The organism is Flavobacterium pasteuri, from assembly GCF_048286615.1.
In the GTDB taxonomy this organism is placed as follows: Bacteria; Bacteroidota; Bacteroidia; order Flavobacteriales; family Flavobacteriaceae; genus Flavobacterium.
The window spans coordinates 196,827-219,420 of sequence record NZ_JBLVPN010000007.1 but is presented as its reverse complement, the minus strand read 5'-3'; the positions used below and the strand labels follow the sequence as shown (position 1 = coordinate 219,420).

At 31.3% G+C, this 22,594-nt stretch carries 18 protein-coding genes; all 18 read right to left on the bottom strand.

Annotated elements, in window-relative coordinates:
• Nucleotides 1–759, bottom strand: a complete 759-nt coding sequence (locus ACNQF6_RS12180; RefSeq protein ID WP_417966214.1) for an MlaE family ABC transporter permease — start codon at nucleotides 757–759, stop codon at nucleotides 1–3.
• Between the two features lie 718 nt (nucleotides 760–1,477).
• Nucleotides 1,478–1,699, bottom strand: a complete 222-nt coding sequence (locus ACNQF6_RS12175) for a YidH family protein (protein WP_417966171.1) — start codon at nucleotides 1,697–1,699, stop codon at nucleotides 1,478–1,480.
• 548 nt (nucleotides 1,700–2,247) lie between these two features.
• Nucleotides 2,248–4,650, bottom strand: coding sequence for a glycosyltransferase (locus ACNQF6_RS12170; protein ID WP_417966170.1), 2,403 nt, complete (start codon nucleotides 4,648–4,650; stop codon nucleotides 2,248–2,250).
• On the bottom strand, nucleotides 4,643–5,686 hold the full coding sequence (locus ACNQF6_RS12165; protein ID WP_417966169.1) for a glycoside hydrolase family 130 protein: 1,044 nt from the start codon (nucleotides 5,684–5,686) through the stop codon (nucleotides 4,643–4,645). The genes ACNQF6_RS12170 and ACNQF6_RS12165 overlap by 8 nt, the downstream gene beginning before the upstream one ends.
• A gap of 407 nt (nucleotides 5,687–6,093) precedes the next feature.
• Entirely contained in the window at nucleotides 6,094–6,567 is a 474-nt protein-coding gene (locus tag ACNQF6_RS12160; RefSeq protein ID WP_417966168.1) for a Dps family protein, read from the bottom strand.
• A 251-nt stretch (nucleotides 6,568–6,818) separates the two neighbouring features.
• On the bottom strand, nucleotides 6,819–7,097 hold the full coding sequence (locus ACNQF6_RS12155) for a beta/alpha barrel domain-containing protein (RefSeq protein ID WP_417966167.1): 279 nt from the start codon (nucleotides 7,095–7,097) through the stop codon (nucleotides 6,819–6,821).
• 104 nt (nucleotides 7,098–7,201) lie between these two features.
• A complete protein-coding gene (locus ACNQF6_RS12150) occupies nucleotides 7,202–7,426 on the bottom strand; it encodes a beta/alpha barrel domain-containing protein (RefSeq protein WP_417966165.1) in 225 nt (74 codons plus the stop codon).
• 37 nt (nucleotides 7,427–7,463) lie between these two features.
• On the bottom strand, nucleotides 7,464–8,552 hold the full coding sequence (locus tag ACNQF6_RS12145) for an alkene reductase (RefSeq protein ID WP_417966164.1): 1,089 nt from the start codon (nucleotides 8,550–8,552) through the stop codon (nucleotides 7,464–7,466).
• A 363-nt stretch (nucleotides 8,553–8,915) separates the two neighbouring features.
• The gene (locus ACNQF6_RS12140; protein ID WP_417966163.1) at nucleotides 8,916–9,251 is read right to left on the bottom strand and encodes a DUF892 family protein; all 336 of its coding nucleotides are present in this window, start codon (nucleotides 9,249–9,251) and stop codon (nucleotides 8,916–8,918) included.
• A 360-nt stretch (nucleotides 9,252–9,611) separates the two neighbouring features.
• Nucleotides 9,612–9,806 carry a hypothetical protein gene (locus tag ACNQF6_RS12135; RefSeq protein WP_315207589.1) on the bottom strand — a complete coding sequence of 65 codons (195 nt, stop codon included), beginning with the start codon at nucleotides 9,804–9,806 and terminating at the stop codon, nucleotides 9,612–9,614.
• Nucleotides 9,807–10,107: 301 nt separating this feature from the next.
• The gene (locus ACNQF6_RS12130; RefSeq protein WP_417966162.1) at nucleotides 10,108–12,516 is read right to left on the bottom strand and encodes a response regulator; all 2,409 of its coding nucleotides are present in this window, start codon (nucleotides 12,514–12,516) and stop codon (nucleotides 10,108–10,110) included.
• 108 nt (nucleotides 12,517–12,624) lie between these two features.
• On the bottom strand, nucleotides 12,625–16,212 hold the full coding sequence (locus ACNQF6_RS12125) for a response regulator (RefSeq protein ID WP_417966161.1): 3,588 nt from the start codon (nucleotides 16,210–16,212) through the stop codon (nucleotides 12,625–12,627).
• A 26-nt stretch (nucleotides 16,213–16,238) separates the two neighbouring features.
• Nucleotides 16,239–16,811, bottom strand: coding sequence for a chemotaxis protein CheB (locus ACNQF6_RS12120; RefSeq protein ID WP_417966160.1), 573 nt, complete (start codon nucleotides 16,809–16,811; stop codon nucleotides 16,239–16,241).
• A 2-nt stretch (nucleotides 16,812–16,813) separates the two neighbouring features.
• Nucleotides 16,814–17,638: a CheR family methyltransferase gene (locus ACNQF6_RS12115; RefSeq protein WP_417966158.1), complete on the bottom strand. Its 825-nt coding sequence runs from the start codon at nucleotides 17,636–17,638 to the stop codon at nucleotides 16,814–16,816.
• A 95-nt stretch (nucleotides 17,639–17,733) separates the two neighbouring features.
• Nucleotides 17,734–18,168 carry a response regulator gene (locus tag ACNQF6_RS12110; RefSeq protein ID WP_417966157.1) on the bottom strand — a complete coding sequence of 145 codons (435 nt, stop codon included), beginning with the start codon at nucleotides 18,166–18,168 and terminating at the stop codon, nucleotides 17,734–17,736.
• Nucleotides 18,168–21,002: a PAS domain S-box protein gene (locus ACNQF6_RS12105; protein ID WP_417966213.1), complete on the bottom strand. Its 2,835-nt coding sequence runs from the start codon at nucleotides 21,000–21,002 to the stop codon at nucleotides 18,168–18,170. The genes ACNQF6_RS12110 and ACNQF6_RS12105 overlap by 1 nt, the downstream gene beginning before the upstream one ends.
• Before the next feature lie 39 nt (nucleotides 21,003–21,041).
• Complete coding sequence (locus ACNQF6_RS12100) at nucleotides 21,042–21,593, bottom strand: helix-turn-helix domain-containing protein (RefSeq protein WP_315207752.1); 552 nt, start codon at nucleotides 21,591–21,593, stop codon at nucleotides 21,042–21,044.
• A gap of 524 nt (nucleotides 21,594–22,117) precedes the next feature.
• Nucleotides 22,118–22,594 carry a hypothetical protein gene (locus tag ACNQF6_RS12095; protein ID WP_417966156.1) on the bottom strand — a complete coding sequence of 159 codons (477 nt, stop codon included), beginning with the start codon at nucleotides 22,592–22,594 and terminating at the stop codon, nucleotides 22,118–22,120.

The following is a 22,594-nucleotide window of genomic DNA, read 5'->3' as shown; positions in this document are numbered from 1 at the left end:
TTAGAAAAATAAATCAGTTATTTGTACGGCAAGCATATCAATAATAAATATTGTTAATGAAGCAGTAACTACAGCTGAGTTAGCCGCTTTTCCAACACTTTCAGTTCCATTAGCCGCATTAAATCCTTTATAACATCCAATCATTCCAATAAAGAAACCAAAGAAAAAAGTTTTCATAGTCGCAGGAAAAATATCTAAAAAAGTAATGGATTCTAAAACTTGTGAGAGGTAACGATACATATTAACGTCACTATGAATATTAATACCTACATATCCTCCTATAATGCCAATACCATCGGCATAAATCACTAAAAGCGGAATCATGAGCGATGTGGCTAAAATCCTTGTAACAACTAGATATTTATACGGGTTTATTGCCGAAACTTCCATTGCATCTATTTGTTCTGTCACTTTCATAGAACCTAATTCAGCACCAATACCGGAAGAAACTTTACCAGCACAAATCAAAGCGGTTATTACGGGAGCAATTTCCCGGATTAATGAAAGTGCAACCATACTTGGCAACCAGGATTCTGCACCAAACTTGGCTAATGTTGGCCTTGATTGTAGCGTAAGTACTAAACCCATTATAAATCCCGTGATGGTAACTAGTGGCAAAGATTTATACCCAATAACGTAACATTGTTTTATGAATTCCTTGATTTCATAAGGAGGCCTAATTACTTCTTTGAAAAAACGCGATGCAAATAATGTAATTTTGCCTACGTCATTAAAAGTTTCTTTCAAATAGCTGATTATACTTTCTTTTTTGGCGGCTATTATACTATTCATTAGTTTTTGGGTTTTATGGATGCGAATTAAGTATGAGCTTAAAGGAAATTAGAAAAAATAAATTGCTTTAAGACTACATTAAATCTCCTGTTTTTTTTACCTATCAAGATGTGCAGTTAAAAAAATTTGCTGTGATTTAACGATGATAAGAAACGCAACTGTATGAAGCTTTAAATTATCAACTAAGGTTTCTTCATAGTTTTTATAGCTGTAAATTCTTTATACTAAAGAGTTTTTAAAATATCTTCTCTGTTTTTATCAATAAGACATGCTTTGAGATTTATCCAAAGTCTCACAAAAAAGCTGTTTTTTTTAATCACATCCACAGGAATTCCACCCATTTATTGAACTTCTTGTGCCAGTTCTGATTTAAAAATTTTACTTGTTTGTTGGAATTCAGAAAATAAATTTTTCAAATCACTTTCGTCTATGGCTATTGTTCTAGTTTCATAAACTAAATTTTATCAGTATTGTTTTCAATAAGATTATTTAATACCACAATTGATTTCTCTGTATTCATCTTATTATATTTTATCAGTGATTAAACTAGATTATACTGTACTATATTTATTTTAGATTACCTGCTTTGCAAAGGTCATTATGAATGTCGCTAAATGTGTTATATAACTATTTTTTAAAGTTGCATTATTCACACATTCAATAAATTGAAATTTCAGCATCAGAATTAAGCTTCTTTTTTAGTGCCCACAACAATCAAAACAATACCACCTACAGCAAGTATAATTCCTATAATAGGAGACCATTTTATGGGATGATTAACTTCCTTGTTGATTTGAATTGGACCTATATCAACTACTTTTTCGGTTGTTACATAATTAAAACTAGTGTACATTAACATAATTATTCCTAAAACAATCATGACGATTCCTATGGTTTTTATTTTCATTTTTTAAAAGTTTTTAAGTTGATTTATAATGGTATAAAGTTTGGATTATGCTCTTGAAAAGTATTCTTTGACAAAACTATGTTGCTGATTTTAGTCTATTTTTTCAGTGTCTTTAATATCGAATTTAATTTAAAAAAAAACGCTGTCTTCACTCAAGAGATCAAAGAGTTTTATTTTTGAATCAGTTGGTCCAAAAAGAATTACGCGTTTGTATTTTTACGGCTTCTCCAATTTTTTTATAGTATTCAAAAAGTTGTTTTTTTTCTGTATTAAAATTTGAATTTTCAGATTTCGCTAAACTTTCAATTTTTTCCTGATTGCCAAGTTCAGATTCATTGGTTTATATTTCAAAATGATTATTGGTAAATTATATTAAATGAGCCATCCAGACACCTAATTCCTTTGTTGTTTTCATAATTTTTTAGTGTTGTGTGACGTAACTGATATTGTAATTAATTACAATAGTTTAAATTTCAGTTGTTTAGTTTAGAAAAAATAGTGTATTACAATAGCTAAACATTACATAATTTACATACTTGTAAATTATATTAATGAGTAAGATTCATTTTTATTGAAGGGAATTTTGCTAACTTATTTGGATTTCCAATGTGTACTGGAATAGTTTTTTCTTCTTTTTTAAATGATTTTTCTATTGTTAATCGTGCCATCAAATAGCTCACTGTTGACTCCGCTCCTTGATTTAGATTTATATAATCCTCTTCTAATCCGTCATAACAACCTCCAGTACAAGGATTGTACATAATCTGGTGCAAATGATTATTTCCTAGAAACCAGTTGAAAGCTGTTTCCATTTTTTCGAGGTATTCCTCATTTTTATAAACAGTAGCAAATTTTCCTAACGCCAGAATAGTATATGCTACATCAATAGGTTGTTCGCCGCCTATAGGACTCTGAACCAATTGATTTTCTTTTTTCAGCCATCCTTTATTAGAAATTACCTGAATCCTGTTTTCTATAAAAATTTTGGAAAGAAGAAAGTCAAAGGATGATTTTGCAACTTCTTTATAAATTAATTTGTCTGTGGCTAACCAAGCACAAAGCATTGCTTCCGGCAAAATGCTGTTGCCATAAGTAAGATAACTTTCAAACCAATCCCATTCCTTATCTGCTTCATGTTTGTACATTTGCACTAACCTGTTAGCTAATTTCTTAATTATAGCAATGTTTTGTGGTGACGCGCTTTTTGTATTGTAGTAATACACTCCTTTGATTATGAAACCCATTGTTCGTGTGGAGTGAAATTCAAAAACATTTTCTAATGCACTTTCCATGGTAAGAGCAGCATCTTTAGCTAATTCTTCGGGAAGAATGCCGCTAATTGAATTTAGATAGCCTAAAGCCCAAATAGCTCGTCCATTTGAGTCTTCTAAGTTTGTTTTGTAATTTTGTTTAGTGAAATTATATTCTTCATTTATATAATTTAGAAAATATCCATTGGGTTGCAAACAATATTTTATAAAATCGAAATAGATCTGTATGTATTTTAAATCATTATAATCCTTTGTCAATTCATATTGTTGGCATAATGCTACCATGGCTCTCGCATTGTCATCTAATGTATATCCAGAATCAATATCCGGTTGATTAATCATTGAAAATTGAATCATTCCAAAAGAAGTGGTAAGTTTTTTTATATGATCAAGATTGACTTTTGGAAGTTTATATTGTAAGTTGAAGTTTTTCTGTCCAATTTTTTCAAATAACATGGCATGAGCAATTGCCGCATTTTCCCAAGCGGTAGGAGCAATTCTATGTATCCCGTTTGAACCCATATTTTTTCTTAACGGCTCATCAAGCAATAGCATATTTGTTTTTTGAGCTAATTGTTTTGGATTGTCAAAATCAATAATCATTCCTACATCATTCTTCAATACTTCACATGCATGGGGAATAGGAGTTGAAATAATTGGGCAGCCACAACTGATAGCATATGAAAAAGTACCACTTACGGCTTGATTTGGGTCTTTGGAAGTAAAAAGATAAATATCAGTAAGTTGTAGGTATTCTAAGAGTTCGGGTAAAGGCAGAAAATGATTTATAAATTGAACATGCTCCTGAAGTTGTAAGTCTTCAATCTTAGCTTGAAGCATCAAACGGTATTTTTCGCCTTCTTCTTTTAACACTGAAGGATGGGTTTTTCCAATAATTAAAAAGACCACATCTTTATTTTTTTTTACTATTCTAGGCAATGCTTCTAAAGTAGTTTCAATGCTTTTTCCAGAGCTTAATAACCCAAAAGTCGAAAGAATTTTTTTTCCTTCTAATTGGTATTTTATTTTTAATTCCTCTTTATCAGAATGAGGAACTAAATGAGTTCCGTGTTGAATTATTGTTATTTTATTTATTGCTATGCCATAATCTTTAACTAATAACTCTGCAGCTGAATTTGTCATTACAATTACTGAATGTGCTTCTCCTGCTATATCTTGAACAGTTGTTTTTAATGATGGATTTGGTCTAGGGAGTACAGTATGGAAAACAATAATTACAGGTTTTTTAAGTGTTTTTGTAAACTGTTTTAAACTAGCTTCATTGTTTTTAAATAATCCAAATTCATGCTGAATCAAGACCATTTGTAAATTATTATTAATATTAATTTGATTTGCCAAGTTGATAAAGGCATTTGGATGATCTGTATTGAGAATGTATTTTATGGCATCAGTATAATTATGTTGCTCATTATTAGATTCCAAAGGGCAAATTTTTATTTTAAAAGAATTCTGAAATTTATTATTCAGCGCTTTAATCAAGTCTTGAGAATACGTAGCAATACCACATTCTCTTGGAGGATATGTTGTGATAAATAGTATTTCAGGCAACTCTTTTTTTGTGTCTTGATGGAGTGAATTATTTAACACATTTCCATAAGTTTTCTTTGAAATATTTATGGATTGTATATTTTGACGTTTAAGGATGATTTTATTAATCATGATCTATAGTGTTTAGCATTAATTCTTTTAGTAATTCAGATTGATTAAGAGAAGCACAGCCAATGCGCTTATCAGCCGCACCATAATAGATATAGAGCGTATCACCAAATAAAGCCGTGCCTGATGGGAAGCATACATTATTTACGTCTCCTTTTAATTCCCAACTTAGTTCAGGTTTAAATAAAGGATAGGGTAACCGCGCAATTTCTTTTTGAGGATTGTTTAAGTCAAGTAATGATGCGCAGGCGGAATAAACAAAGCCTTTTATAGTATCTTCTACACCGTGATATATTAATAACCAACCAAATTCCGTTTCAATAGGAGGGCAGCCTCCTCCGATGTAGCTTGATTCATGATCGTATTTTGGTGTTAAAAGAATAGTATCTTCAAAATTCATAAAGTAATTTTCCCAAAATTCAGGTGTGAGTTCCGCTATTTCATTTACAGTAACAACAATTTGGATATCAGGCTTTATTCGATGTAAAAAGCAAAGCATTCCATTAATTCTTCTTGGGAAGAAAATTAAATTTTTATCCCAAAGGAGCACTTTTCCTCCATCTTTTCTTCGCACGGCTCTCTGTCGATTATAGCGAAAGTATTTTTCACTTTTTGGTTTATGAGATTCAGAAAGTTCAACAAATTCCTGATAGGTTATTTGTGCCACGATAATGCCTTGTTTTTCCCATTTGATTAAATCTTTGGAAAAAGCCAAAGCACCCAAAGCATTTATACCATCATAGGCAGTATAAGTTAGGTAATATAAATCATCGATTTTTACAATGCGAGGATCTTCAACACCATGAGACTCATAATCAAATTCAGGGATAATAACTGGGGTCTCGTTTCGGTTTTCAACAGTAAGTGGACCGTCTAATTTGCAATAGCCAATACTTGAAAAATTACCACTGCTTACTGCCCTGTAAAAGAGATGGACATTATTTCCTTCTTTTATTGATGCAGGATTTAGTACAGCTTCATTTTCAAAATCGAGTGCTGTTTTTTCAATTATAATGCCTTCTTTTTTAACTGCTACCATAGTAATTGTTTATGAAAAAGATTATTTGATAACCCTTAAGTGAAATTATGATTTTGGACAATGCATGTACTTAACTAAGAATATAAAGGTCGATTTCTTATCCGTTAAATGTGTTATATAAATTTTTAAATTATTTATACTATTCACTGTTATAGACACTAAGATTGTTATGTTTTTTATCAAAAAAAAATATTTTAATTATAAGAACCAAAAAGGGCTATTGTAAAAACAATAGCCCTTAACCAAACCTAAAAAAACCAACCTAACCTTACTATTTTAATAAATCTACTGTTGTTGTAGATTTATCTTCCTCAATTGTTTTAGGAGTTATTTTACCAACTCTACAATGACTTCTTGAAGCTGAATAAACTTCGTTTTCTGAATTTTCCATTTGTTTATATTTTCTATTATTCTAAATATCTTCTTAATGTCCAAGCCATTGTTTCGTGTGCTTCCATTAGACCAGTGAGGAAATCAGCAGTTCCAGCATCCTTATTTTCTTCGGCACTTATATCAACATCTTTTCTAAGATGAATAATAACTGTTTCATGATCTTCTAATAATTCTGTAACCATTTCTTTTTGAGATGGGTAATGATTAGGCGACTCTTTAATTATAGTTAAATCTGAAAACTCTTTCATTGTACCAATAGTTTTTCCTCCTAATTTGCCGATGCGCTCTGCAATTTCATCTATTGAATCTTCCAGTTGTGTATATTGACCTTCAAATAGTTTGTGAAATTCCATAAAACTTTCGCCAGAAACATTCCAATGAAATTTTCTTAATTTAACATATAATGTCATTTCATTGGCTAAAACTGATGATAGGATAGAAATGCTATTTTTTAAATGCTCTTGTGTAATTCCAATTTGTGGTTTCATATTTTCTCTATTTTATTATTTGATAGATGCTACTTTTTAACTATTTGTATTGGTTTATTGAAATTATTTCAACTGTGCACAACAATTAGTAAAGTATTATAATAGTACAAAGGTCATTTTATTCCTTCCTAAAAGTATTATAAAATTGTAAAAATAAGTTACATGATTCACACTTTATGTTGTTGTAAAAGCTATATAATCAGTGTTTTGTTTTGTTTTTGACGTTTTTTATCCATTTATAAATTCATACGTTATGCAATAGAAACTTCTTGATTAAGGCAAATTTCCTGAACAGCATTTATCAGCTTTACGGCTGCGTCAAAGGGATGTTGGAAAACTTTTCGGTTCATAATCATTCCGGCACTGCCAGCTCGTTTATTAATGACCGCAGTTTTTATGGCTTCAGCCAAATCAGTTTTGCCTTTATATTCACCTCCGGATTTAATCATACTGATTCGTCTAGAGAAACAGTTCATTACCTGATAGCGGCATAAGTCTATGGGATGATCGCTGGCTAGTTTGGTATACATATAAGGGTTTGTTTTGGCAAATTTTATTGCCGTAAACCGCCGTTATTAGTAGGTAGCTTTTGTTTAATAATATCAGCCTGAATGGAAGCGCCTAAGTAATTGGCTTAACAGGTAATATAAGCAGCGGTATTATAATAGACATTGTCTTTTATTAACCCATCATTTCTCGAGTAACACTGGAGTATGGTTGCCATACCTAAATTATGCGCTTCTTCAAAAGCTTTTGCTATTGCTATAATTTGTCTGTCTGATTCCGCTGAGCCAAAGTAAACAGTTGCGCCCACAGCTACAGCTTCCATATTCCAAGCGTCTCGAACACTTCTAAACATGATTTGATCTGTTTTAGCACCAAATCAGATACTTTTATTAACCTTTGTATACTTGATAATCAGTATATCCTTTTTCATCCGCACTATAAAACAAGTCCATGTTGAGGTCTTGGGATAAAGGCCAATTGTTTTCTAATCGTTCTACTAAATCAGGATTATTTATAAAGGGACGACCAAAAGCAACCAAATCTGTAAGTCCACTTTCAATAGCCTCTTTGGCGCTTTCTTTGTTATAACCACCACAAAGGATTAGCGTATTTTTGAAATTATGACGAATCATTTTTTTGATTTCCAAAGGAACCTCCGGTGCTCCCATAGCGGAATGATCTACAAGATGAATGTATGCTATTTCCAGCTTGTTGAGTTCTTTAGATAAATAATCATAAGTAGCCTCTATTTCAGTATAATGAGGCATGTCACTTGCTACTCCATAAGGTGATAAACGAATACCCGTTTTTTCTTTTCCAATAGCTAGTGCAACTGCAGTGGCAAGTTCAATAACAAAACGGCATCTGTTTTCAATGCTTCCACCATAAACGTCTGTTCTGATATTACTTACGGGCGACAGAAATTCTTCCAGTAAATATCCATTTGCTCCATGCAGTTCTACACCATCAAAACCTGCTGATAAAGCATTTTTTGCTGCAGTTACATATTCTTCTTTCGCAGTCAAAATATCTTGGACTTTCATTTCTTTTGGTACTGTAAAATCTTTAAACCCTTGTGAATCAGTCCACATTTGCCCCGCTGCTTTGACTTGAGACGGTGCTAATATCTCCGCTTTTTTAGACATATTAAGCGGATGGCTGATTCTTCCGGAATGCATCAATTGAATGATTATTTTACCTTCGTTTTCATGAACTGCGCTGGTGATTTTTTTCCAACCTTCAATTTGTGACGTATTAAAAACTCCAGGAATTCGAGCATATCCAAGACCGTTTGGTGACGGAGAAGTTCCTTCTGTTATGATCAATCCTGCACTTGCGCGCTGCTGATAATATTTTGCCATTAATTCATTAGGAATATTCCCAATTGCTCTACATCGGGTCATGGGAGCCATAACAATTCGATTTTTTAAATCAATAGAGCCTACTTTTTTTGATGTGAATAATGGATTTTTTTTCATGTTTTTAAAACTTAAAAAGTTGATAAAAGATCATTATATTTATTGGTATCTTTATTGGAAAAAGAAATAATTGATTATATAAGACACTCTAAAAAAGTCAATTATAATCTTAAAAACAATTCTATTCATGCAGTTTATATTGCATAAATAAAATTGCTCTTAAAAATTAAGTTAGATACTATTCTCTTTTAAAATCTTCTGATTAACAGGTATCAAGCTCGTGTACCACTTCGTTGGTCATAGGCGGAAGGTTGGAAAACCCCTATGTTCTTGATGCTGTTACGCCAACCTGGCAAACCAGAAAACAAACTATCTAACAAAATGGCAGTGTTGTTTTATGCCTATGCACTATTACTGATTTATTTATCCTTTAGGTGTAATTGATCCATACATTGCATTATATTTTAGTATAATTTCTGTTTCGCCAATTGAACAAAAAAAATCTTCTAAGCGTTTTAGATGATCTAATGTAAATTGCAAATGTACTTTAAGCGCATCGACTAATTCATCAGTAGTTGCATTCTTAATCATTACAGGTATGGATAGCATTAGTGCTTTTTCACTAAAATAAATTTCTTTTAACTCGTCTACAAAAATATTTCGACAATTTTCCTTTGTCTCAAGTATAGTATTTTGTGAATTTCCTTTACCTACTTGCAACTTTATTTTTTTAATAGTTTTGGTGGCTGTACTTTTCATCAGTTTCTATTTAATTATTGTTTAGAGGTGTTTAGTAAAGCTCTGTTTTTAAATCTAAAATTCATTATATAATTTTTACAATGAGTTATAAGATTCACACATATACTAATATTATAAAGGAGAGTTTAATAAAGAAAATGAGGTATTTTACATATCGCAAATAACTTCTCTTGACTGTTTTAAAAAAGCGGAGAGAAGCTATTGTAGCTATAAATTGCAACGATTCAATTCTAAATTTGTTTGAGGTATTTTTAACGCAGCATCAGGAGAATAAAGTTTAAAAGCTAATCTAAATTATTTTGTTCCCCAGTTTAAAGGTGTTAAATATCAAAAAATATTGGTAAAGAAAATGTTGTAATTTTATGATTCGTCTTTAGTTGTACGAACCAAGCTAATTCCTGAAACGAAGAAAATAATACCAAGTACACCGTAAATAATTAGTGATTTAACATCTGTCATGTCGCCAGATGTTCCAGCAAATAATATTGCGGTGTAAATAAGACCACCTATTCCAAGTGCCGTAAGTAATGCTCCAAAAATTCTTTTAAGATTCATATTTTTATTTTTTAAAGATTTATACTTTTTAGATGTGAGTTTTTAACTGAAATAGTTTTAAACAAACACTTTTAATTAATTAATATTCCGATTTAACGAGGTACTAACTACTTTACAAATGTATTGTGATTGAATAGTCAAAGTCTTATACAATTGTTAATAAAAGTTATATGATTCACAGTTTAAAGCTAATCTAATAAATCTTCAAACAAATTAATTGTTTTTAAATAGATGATAATCAGTGATGTGTAAGGTTTTTTTCATAATAGAGTGGTGGTTTGTTCTTTTTTTGACTAATGGCTTATTCTTTTTGTGTTCCAACACTTTTAATTGTGTTAAGTTCTTCCTGTAATTCGATACAAGTTTTCAGACAAACTTCTTCAAGTTGCAATACTAAGTCGTGTATCCCCTCTGATTGTTCTTGTGCTGTGGCTAATTCATGAATTTTTTTTGCTATATTTTCAAAGTTTGAACCGATTCCCATTATTGAAAAAGACGGTATCATTTTATGCACAGCGGCGCCTAATAATTGCCAATTTTGCTCGGCTAAACTTTGTTTCATTGTGCTTATTAATGGAGGAGTTTGTGCTAAATATAATGAGATCATTTCCATCATTAATATTGGATTTGATTTAGTCCTATGATGTAAATATTCTAAATTAGTGTATTTTGTTTTTTCAATTTCAACAGTACTAATTTTTTCTTTTTTATCAAGTTTAGATTTTTTTAATGTCCCTATAATTTTATTATATAACACTCTTTCATCAACTGGTTTAGCAATGTAATCATTCATTCCCACAGCTTTACATTTATCCACGTCAACGGTTGTAACATCAGCGGTTAATGCAATAATTGGAATTGTTGAATGCATTGTGTTTCTAATATATTTTGTAGCTTCAAATCCATTCATTTCTGGCATTTGCAAGTCCATCAGTATGATGTCGTAGTCTTTTTCCTGAAGTTTTTCAATCGCAATTTTACCATTTTCGGCAATTTCATGCTCAAATCCAAAATCATCTAAAAGTGTTTTCATTAGCAATTGATTTAGAACAATATCTTCTACTACTAATACTTTAATATTTTTCATTTCTGAATCTATTTCTGCCAACTCATTTTCCAATTCTACATCGGAATTTGTTTTTAGAAAAGGTAATGTGAAACTAAATGTTGACCCTTTATCAATAGTGCTATTTACACGAATAGTTCCGTTTTGAGGCTCTATTAATTGTTTTACAATAGCAAGACCCAGACCAGTTCCACCATACAATCGAGAGGTCTCGCTGTTTGCCTGTTGGAAATTTTCAAATATTGTCCCTATTTTTTCCTCGGAGATGCCAATTCCTGTATCAGTTACTGCAAATTTGAGTATTACTTTATCATCATCTTCATGCAATAAATCAACGCTAACAGTAATTTTTCCTTTAGATGTAAATTTTACGGCATTACTAACTAGATTTAAAATGATTTGATGCAAACGAATAGGATCTCCCACCAGAACATCAGGAATTTTACTGTCGTATTCCTTAACCAATTTTAAGTTTTTTTCCTGAATTTTGGTTTCAAATAAATGAAGCATGGCAGCAATGGAAGACTTCATTTTGAAAGGTGTTTTCTCAAATGTCATCTTGCCCGAATCTACTTTTGCCAGATCGAGTATGTCGTTAATAAGTACGATTAAGGCATCTCCACTTATTTTTATTGCGTTTAAATATTCTTTTTGTTTATCTGTAATCTCTGTTTTGAGAACCACTTTTGTAAATCCGATGATTGCATTCATTGGCGTACGGATTTCGTGACTCATATTCGACAAGAATTGCTGTTTGGCTTTTACGGCATTCTCAGCTATGATTGTGGAGTTTTCCGCAAAAACTTTCGCTTCAATCAATTCTGTTTCAATTATCTTTTGATTGGTCACATCTCGTGCTACAATTGCTGCTCCCATAACGTTTCCTTTATCATCTTTATATACTGATCCATTGTATAATACATGAATCAATTTGCCATTTTTATGACGAAGAATTAGTGGAGAATCAGCAACAAATCCATTTTCAAACACTTTTTGATATACTTCACGTGCCATTTGCGGTTCAGTGAAATAATCAAAAAAATCGGTTCCAATTAATTTATGACGTGTTATACCAGTTACTTTTACCGATGCATTATTTAAATCGGTTATTTTCCCTTCTGTGTTAATTGCAAATAAAGGGTCATGACTTGCTTCAATAAGACTAAGAGAATATTCAGAACGTAATTTTTGGTCTATAAGTTCTGTATTAAGTTTTTTTAGTTGTTCTGCTTGAACTAATAATTCCTGATTTTTAGTATGTAAATCTACAAAAACAGCCACTTTTGCTTTTAATATTTCTGGCGATAGCGGTTTTATCATATAATCTACAGCACCTGCCTGATAGCCTTTAAAAATTTGTTGAGAATTATCCATGCTCGCCGTTAAAAAAATAATCGGAACATGTTTCAGTTTTTCAATTTGGCGAATTAATTCTACGGTTTCAAATCCATCCATCATTGGCATTTGTACATCGATTAATATGATGGCAAAATCTTGTTGGTGTAACAGAATTTTTAGGGCCTCATTACCGGAATTTGCTTTAACACATAAATAATTTTCATTAGAAAGTATCACTTCTAAAGCAAACAAATTTTCGGGCAAATCATCGACCAATAAAATTTTAACTGGGCTATTTATTTTCATTTCTAATTGTAAAATAAAAGTTTGAATGTAGAGTATCTAGTAATGTTAAATACTAACAAAAAAATGTAACTTAAATGACATTGGGGATATCCCACCTTTGTGATGTTATTATTTACTTAACCATACGCGCATCAATGATAACAATCGTTCAACATCAATGGGCTTAGTGATATAATCGTTTGCACCTGCATCAATACATTTTTGTTTATCGTCTTTCATGGCTTTAGCTGTAAGGGCAATTATGGGTAAGTTTCTGAATTTTATTTGAGATCGTATTCGTTTCATTGCTTCGTAACCGTCCATTTCAGGCATCATAATATCCATTAAAACTAGATCAATATCAGTATGTACATCCAGCTTATTCAATGCATTCTTTCCGTCTTCTGATTTTATAACTTCCATTCCACGTTCTTGTAATATTTTAGATAATGCAAAAACATTTCGCATGTCATCATCAACTAATAATATTTTTTTGGAATGAAATATTGCTTCTTTATCATGCAAATTATTAATCATCATTTGTTTTGATTTTGGTAAATTGCTAATCGTTCGGTGAAGGAAAAGAGCAGTCTCATCCAGCAATCGTTCTTCGGATTTTATACCTTTTATAATGATACTCTCTGCATATTTGTGAAGAAGATTGTTTTCTTCTTTTGTAAGCTCTTTTCCGGTGTAAACAATAATTGGTGGTAGGTTGTGAGCTTTTACATCTCCCAGTTTTTGAATAAGTTCAAAACCAGTCATATCAGGTAATCCAATGTCTAATATGATACAATCAATATGATTGTGCTCAAATAATTCTAAAGCCTCTTTTCCTGTTTCTGCTTCGTAACATTCAACATCACCATTACCAATGAGTATTTTCATGGCTTTTCTGGAATTTTCGCTGTCTTCAATAATCAAAAGATTTTTTATTTTTCTATTCACAAAATTTTCAATCCTTATGAAAGCTTCTTCCAGACCATCTTTAGATATCGGTTTCATTAAATATTCTACTGCACCTTCTCTAATTGGTTCCAGCGAACGGTCATTTGCCGATATAATATGCACTGGTATATGTCTTACAGAAGGATTTTCTTTTAGTTCATGCAATACTTGTTTTCCTTTGATTCCTGGTAAACCCATATCGAGAATTATTGCTTGAGGTTTGTATTTTACAGCAAGCAATAAACCATCTTCTCCTGAAGAAGCTGACAAGCATTTGAATCCTTTTTTATTAGCCTGTTTTAAAAGTATAGCCGCAAAATTTTGATCATCTTCAATAATGAGCACTATTTTATCATCTGTGTTTATGGTATCTCTATCGTCTTTTATAGTTGGATAGTTTAGATAGTTGATGTCATTTACGGACCGTGGTGTATATGAAATAGGTTTCAATGGAATTTCATTGACAGACTCTTGTGTAGGATGTATTTCTAGTGGAATAATGAGTGAAAAAGTAGATCCTTTGTCTAAATTACTTTTTACTTTTATTTCTCCTTCCAGTAATTTTGCTAGTTCCCGTGAGATAGAAAGTCCTAATCCTGTACCGCCATATTTTCTGGAAGTACCGCCTTCGGCTTGCTGAAAAGCTTCAAATATGGCACTTTGCTTGTCTTGTGATATACCTATTCCTGTATCAGTAACAGAAATGTTCAAAGTAGTCACCGTATTTGGGTCAATACTTATAGTTACACTTCCTTTCTCAGTAAATTTTACAGCATTGGATAAAAGATTTTTCAGTATTTGATTTAAACGTTGTGAATCAGTGTGGATATATTCAGGTATTCCTGGTGCTAATTTGCAAACTATTTTTAATCCTTTTTGCTCCGCCTGATGTTTAAAATCACGAAGAAGATTATCTGTAAAGTTTTTCAGTGCTACTTTTTCAATATTTATAGCCATTTTTCCGGCTTCAATCTTGGATAGGTCTAATACTTCATTAATTAGCACTAGAAGATCATGACCACTTTTATAAATTATTTCCGCACTTTCAACCTGAATATCATCTAGGTTTTTCTTCCTGTTTTCTGATAAATCTTTGGATAGAATAAGCAAACTGTTAAGTGGTGTTCTTAATTCATGCGACATGTTTGCCAGAAATTCTGATTTATATTTGCTGCTAATTTCCAGTTGCTTGGTTTTTTTTTCAATATCATTTTTTGAAGCTTCAACTTCTTTGTTTTTTTCTTCTAATGATTGGGTCTGCTCTTCTAATTCTTCATTAGTCATTTGCAGTTCTTCCTGCTGTTGTTTAAGATTTTGGGCTTGTTGTTCTAATTCTTCATTCAGCTGTCTAAGTTCTTCCTGTTGTATTTGAAGTTCTTCTGCTTGATTTGAAAGCTCTTTGTTTGCAAAACTTAACTCTGCAGCTCGTTTTTCTTTTTCCTCATTTTGATAGGCAAGTTCTTTATTTGCAATGCCTAATTCTGCAGCTCGTTTTTCTTTTTCCTCATTTTGATAAGCAAGTTCTTCGTTGGCTATTCCTAGTTCTGCGGCTCTTTTTTCTTTCTCTTCATTTTGAAAGGCAAGCTCTTTGTTAGCAATGGCTAACTCTGCGGCTCTTTTTTCTTTTTCTTCAGCTTGTTGAATAGTATTAACGCTTATAGCAATGCTGTTCATAGAAACATTGATAAATTCTTTTTCGGTTTCATTAAAATCAGTAAGCTTGCCTATTTCTATTACGCCTATGGTTTTTCCGTCATGCAAAAAAGGGGTAATCAGCAAATGTTTTGGTTTTGCGTTTAATACGGACGAAGTAATCCGAATTTGATCATCAGATATATCTGTTAATGATATTTGCTTTTGTTCCCAAGCTGACTGACCAATTAATCCTTCATTTAATTTAAAATTAACACTAGTGTCTTTACCAGACGAAAAAGCAAATTTGCCTCTAAGCAGTAGCGCATTTTCGTTTTCGTTAAACAAGTAAACAGCACCAATATTAGCTTTCAAATAGGTACAAAGAAAACTTATCATATTATTTGCCAACTGCTCTATACTTTGATCTCCTATTAATTTTTCATTAAGTGCTGAGTTACCGGTAAGCAACCAGTTTTTGCTTGCAGTTTCAGACTCGGAGCTTTTAAGGGCTTTTAAATTTGTGGTAACAATAGTATATACAACGATAAGAATCATAACAATAACTAGTAATAAAACAGCAAATACAATATTAAATTTAATAGCATCGTCAGCACTGTCTTGTATCCTTTGAGCAAGTAAAGTGCGTTCTAATTCCTGCGACTCGTCAACTATTTTTCTTATTTCATCTTGTATTTCTTTTCCTTCGCCCGAAGCAATAAATGCTCTGACTTTTTCATAATTGTCTTTACGTAAGGTTATGCAAGTGTTTAAATTGTCAAACCGCATTTTTAATTGTTTCTCAAGTTCCTCAATGTTGTTCTGCTGATTGGGATTGTCTTTAGTTAATTTCTTTACTTTTTCAAGTTTCTCAATTGCTTTTATATTGGCAGTTGTAAAAGGTTTCAAAAAATTATCATCGCCCGTAATGACATAACCTCGTACGCCTGTTTCTGCATCAACAGAAGACATGAGTATTTGTTCAAATTCATATAATACCTGATTGGAAACATTTACCAGAGTATTTGAAGCGACAAATTTTTTAGTATTTTTAAAAGAGAAAATAGCAACTCCTAAAAGTACTACAGCACAAGCAATAAATCCTATTACTATTTTTCTTCCTAGAGTCATTTTCATTTTGCTATTTGTAAAGTTGATGCGGATTATTTTTCTTGTTGATTTATTTTTATTAGTAACGTAACCATATTCTCTAATGACACAATATAATCAGGTACAATAGCTGCGATTGCTGACTTTGGCATGTATTCAGAGTCTGCTGTTTTTGGATCTTCAATAATGGCCAGACCTCCACAATCCTTTATTCGTTTAATTCCTTTTGTCCCATCACTATTAGATCCTGTGAGCACGATTCCAATTAATTTATTGCTAAAGGCTTCGGCTGCTGATTCAAATAATACATCGATTGACGGTCTTGCAAAATTTACACGTTCGTCTATAGTAAGGGATAAGGTTTTATCTTTTTCAATCAGCAAATGATAATTAGGAGGAGCAATATAAATGGTACCTTTTTCAATTTTGTCTTTTTCATCTGCTTCTTTTACATGCAGATGACTTTTTTCATTTAAAAGATTTATCCAATGGCTATCGGAATGAGCGCTTAAATGTTGTACCACGATGATTGGTATATTGAAATTTAACGGTAAAGTAGAACTTATAATTTTCAAAGCATTCATACCTCCGGAAGAAACGCCTATTACAATTGCTTCATAATGCATTTTCAATATTTCTTTTTAAATATTCGTTGTTTCGTGTCTAACTCAATATATTGCTCATACAAATCGGAAAAACGTAAACTTTCTTTAGATCCTAAACATAAAACACCACCATTGATTAGGCTGTTATAAAAAAGGGTTTGGACTTTATTTTGTAAATTTTTATCAAAATAAATCAGTACATTTCGACATAAAATCAAGTTTACTTCTGCAAATACACGATCAGTTACCAAGTTATGATTGGCCCAAACAATGTTTTTTTTCAAGGATTGATTCATGATGACGTTATCATAATTAGAAGTATAATAACTTGAAAATGATTCTTTTCCTCCAGCTAATTGATAATTAGAAGTATATTCTTTTATCATTTTATTCGAAAAAATCCCATCTTTTGCTCGGTTCAAAGCCATTTGGTTAAAATCAGTAGCATAAATGGTTGTTCTGTCATACAAGCCTTCTTCTTGTAAAATAATAGCCATGGAGTAGGCTTCTTCTCCAGTAGCACAGCCTGCATGCCATATTTTTATAAAGGGGTAAGTCTTTAAAACGGGGATAACATTTTCTCGTAATGACCTATAAAAAATAGGGTCACGAAACATTTCGGTTACAGTAATTGATAAATCCTGTAAGAGTTCAGAGGCGAATATTTCATCATTTAAAACCCTAGATTGCATTTGAGAAACATCCTCTGATCCAGATACTGACATTCTGTTCATAATTCTGCGCCTAATATGGGCTTGGGAATATTCTCTGAAATCATAACCGTATTTCCTATAAATAGCTTCTAATAACAATGAAATTTCCAAATCTGAGGTGTCTTTATACCGCATTTTTTTAACAATTTTGGTTTTAATTTTTGACCAAATCAGAAATGATTAATCTAAATCTATTATTAATTTTATACAAAACTATGTTGTAAAACACATTACATCCTGTCCATATACCAATTTAATTCCTTTTCCATTTTTTGATATTTAAAAACAGAAGTAATAATTTTTTGCAGCCTAACAAAAGCAGTTTCGCTTTTCACCACATAGTCTACAGCTTTATGGTGCATGCAATTTATAGCTACTTCAATTTTATCTTGAGAGGATAGCATTACAACTGGAATTTCTGGATTAAAATCTTTAATTTTATCTAATGTTTCAATTCCGTTCATGGCATTTTCTACGATACCATCAAGTTGATAATCTAAAATCACTACATCGGGATTGTTATTTATATTAGCAATGCATAACTCTCCTGTAGAATAAGTTTCTACTATAAAATCAGCATTTTCTAAAAATTCAATTTCTAAAGATTTTAAAAATAATGCATCATCATCTACTAGGAAAATCTTTATTTTAGTTTCATTTTTCATTATATGGTATTTTTGATTATGTTAAATTCTTCTTGTAATTCTTGGCATGCTTGTAAACAAATTTCTTCAAGTTGTAGAACTAATTCCTCTATTCCGTCTGATTTTTCTTGTGCAATTGCAAATTCCTGAATGTTTTTTGCAATATTTTCAAAATTAGTACTGATGCCCATTATTGAAAAGGATGGAATCATTTTATGTGCAGCAGCTCCTAATAAGTCCCAATTTTTCTCCTCTAAACTTTGTTTTATTGTATTGATTAAAGGAGGCGTTTGTGCTAAATAAAGTGATATCATTTCCATCATTAATTTTGGATTCGATTTTGTCCTTTGATTTAAATAAACTAAATCAATACATTTTATTTTTTTATCCTCTAAATTCTCATTCAACTGTGCAGCAAGTTTTGCGAGTTTAGGTTTCTTTAATATTCCAACAATTTTACTGTATAAGAGTCTTTCGTCAATTGGTTTTGCAATATAATCATTCATTCCTACGGCTTTGCATTTAGCTAAATCCACAGTGGTGACATCAGCAGTTAAAGCAATAATTGGAATTTTTGATTTCATTGTATTACGGATGTATTCTGTAGCTTCAAATCCATTCATTTCTGGCATTTGTAAGTCCATCAAAATAATATCATAATCGTTTTCTTTTAGTTTATCGATTGCTATTTTGCCATTTTCAGCAATGTCTCTGGCAAATCCAAAATCATCTAACAATGTTTTCATTAGCAATTGATTAAGAGGAATGTCCTCGACAACTAATACTTTAATGTTTTTTATTTCACTATCTAATTCCATGATTTCATTTTCTAATTCAGCTTCTGCATTAGTTTTTTGAAAACTCAATGTAAAACTAAACGTAGATCCTTCATTAACGGTACTTCTAACCCGAATGCTACCTCCTTGTGGTTCCACTAATTGTTTTACTATGGCAAGACCTAATCCTGTTCCTCCATATAATCTTGAAGTGCCACTGGAGGCTTGTTGAAAATTTTCAAATATCTTCTCTGTTTTTTCTTTTGGGATACCAATTCCTGTATCTGTTACTGCAAATTCAATTATCACTTTATCTTCATCCTGATGTAATAAATGAACACTTACTATAATTTTTCCTTTTGAGGTAAATTTTACAGCATTACTCACTAGGTTTAAGATAATTTGATGCAAACGAATTGGATCTCCTACTAGAACATCAGGAATTTTATTATCATATTCCTTAATTAATTTTAAATTTTTCTCTTGAATTTTTGTTTCAAACAAATGAAGCATAGCAGCTATGGAAGATTTCATTTTGAAAGGTGTTTTTTCAAATGTCATTTTGCCGGCATCAACTTTTGCTAAATCAAGTATATCATTTATGAGTACGATTAATGCATCGCCACTCATTTTTATTGCGTTTAAATATTCTTTTTGTTTGGTTGTCAATTCTGTTTTTAAAACCACTTTAGTAAATCCAATAATAGCATTCATCGGCGTACGAATTTCATGGCTCATATTAGACAAGAATTGTTGTTTTGCTTTTACTGCATTTTCCGCTATGATAGTAGCACTTTCGGCATTTATTTTAGCTTCTTCAGCAATTTCTGTGGCTAATTCAGCAAATATTCTGGCTTCTATCAGCTCCGAAGCAACTCTCTTTTGATCAGTTACATCTCGAGCTACAATTACAACTCCAACTACGTTTCCTTTATCATCTTTATAAACGGAACCATTAAATAATACATCCGTTAGTTTACCTTCTTTGTGGCGAAGTGTAAGCGGAGAATCAGCAACAGAACCTTTTTCGAATACTTCTTGATATACTTCCCTAGCTTTTTGTTGCTCAGTAAAGTAATCAAAAAAATCAGAATCTGTAAGTTCGTTACGCGTCATACCCGTAATATTTACCAATGCCTCATTCATATCTGTAATCTTACCGTTGGTGTTTATAGTGACCAATGGATCCCGACTTGCTTCAATTAGACTAAGAGAATATTGGGAAGCTAATTTTGCTGCGTAACTAAGTTCTTCCAGTTCTTTAGTAGCAATTTGCTGTTTTACCTTTTCTTTGTTTTGAAATTGAAGTTCCTTGTTAGCAATGATTAATTCATCAGCTCGTTTTTCTTTTTCATTATTTTGATACGCTAATTCTTCGTTAGCTATTACTAATTCTGCCGCTCGTTTTTCTTTCACTTTATTTTGAAAAGCAAGCTCTTCATTAGCAACAACTAATTCTGCCGCTCGTTTTTCTTTTTCATCATTCTGAAAAGCAAGTTCTTTATTGGCAACAGCTAATTCAGCTGCGCGTTTTTCTTTTTCATTATTCTGAAATAGAAGTTCCTTATTAGCAATGATTAATTCATCTGCTCTTTTTTCTTTTTCATCGTTTTGAAAAGCAAGTTCTTTATTAGCAATTACTAATTCAGCTGCCCGTTTTTCTTTTTCATCGTTTTGATGCGCTAATTCTTTATTGGCAACTCCTAAATTTAATGCCCATTTTTGCTCAGCAATATCTCTGGCAACAATTACAACTCCTAATACACACCCTAAATCATCTTTATAAACAGAACCATTGAACAATACATCTGTCAATTTACCATCTTTATGCTTCAGTGTAAGTGGAGAATCTGAAACAGAACCTTTTTCAAATACTTTCTGATAGACTTCACGTGCTTTTTGTTTTTCGGTAAAATAATTAAAAAAATCAGAATTTATTAAGCCATCTCGATTCAGCCCAGTAATATTTACTGTAGCTTCATTTACATCCGTAATTTTTCCTTCAGGATTTATTGTAATTAAAGGATCTAAACTAGCTTCAATAAGACTTCTGGCGTATTGTGATTCTTGATTTTTTATGCTTTCTAGGTGTATTTACAAAATTGACATTATTTCTTTTTATTTTGAATTACCAATTTCTTCAATTGGATTACGCCTCTTGTCTTTCAATTGTTTAAAATGCGAAGGAGAAAGACCGGTAACTTTTTTAAATTGACTGGATAGATGGGCAACACTGCTGTAATTCATTTTCCAGGCAATTTCAGTGATATTTAATTCCCCATAAATGATCAATTCCTTAATACGTTCTGTTTTATGAGAAATTATAAATTGTTCAATTGTGGTCCCTTGCACTTCCGAAAATAAGTTTGATAGGTACGTGTAATCGTGATTTAATTGTTGACTTAGATAATCAGAAAAATTAATTTTTATATTTTCTGTTGAATGGTGAACCATCTGGATAATTACATTTTTTATTTTTTCGATTAGCATGGATTTTTTATCATCCATTAATTCGAGTCCGGAGTCTAAAAGCGCTGTTTTTAATCGTTGTCTTTGGTCCATAGAAATGTTTTCCATGATTTCAACTTCGCCTAAATCTACAACCATGAAGTGTAGTCCAAGTTTTTTCAATTCCTCTTTTACCGCCATTTTACAGCGATTACTGACCATGTATTTTATGTATAGTTTCAAATTATTTTTTTTAACAGATTATGTAAAAATCGAATAAAATTTAGCAACAAAACTTATATAACTAAAAAAAAAAATTATATAATTCACACATTATTAATTTTAATAATATAGTGTTTTAAAAAAAATAAGCAATTAGAAAAGAATCGTCATTAAAGCAGATTCATTAGTTACTAATTTTAATAATGTTTAAATTTACGAATAAACAGTTAGAAAGATTATGAATTGAGTTATAATAAAAATAGTAGTACCCTGTAATTGTATTATTCTTGAAATATGGATAATAAATTACTGTATGCAAAATAGTATTTATACGAGTTGTTTGAATACAATATTTCCAAAAAAAAAATATATTCGTGAATAGATTCTTTTGAATTATTATTTGGTAATCAGATAGGCTTAATACCCTTTAAAGTTTAGGACTTTTCCGGATTCATTACTCAAATAGTTATGCTGAACTGTAAAAAAAACTTTTTGAGCAATGAATTTAATTGTATCATTTTAAATTATTTCATCGAGAAAGGAGTGACCCAATCTAATGATTTAATAGATGAAACTTTATTTTCTTGGTTCATAGAAACACGAAGTTCCTTATTAGCTACTTTCTTTGTATACAATGCTTTGTAACGAAAAATAGTTGTTCCGTCAAAATTATTGTTGTAAATCTCAATTAATTGAATATCAATGAAAGTCCCATAATATTGTCGAAATCTCGTACAGGTTTTTGTCAATCTTTCCTCTGTCGTATTTTTGATGACAGATTCTGTTGCTTCATTCTGGTTGAAAGGCTTGAATTTAGAGGTATTACAAGTCATTAAAACTCTCTTTCCTAATTCATACGCTTTATTTTTTTTGCTTTCGTTAACTTCGGTCAAACCAAGTTTTTCAATTTTAGCTTTGTCCGGTTCAGCAGTTGTAATAACTTTTTTTGATTTACATCCAATGAGCAGTAGAATGCTAAAGACAATAATTATTTTTTTCAT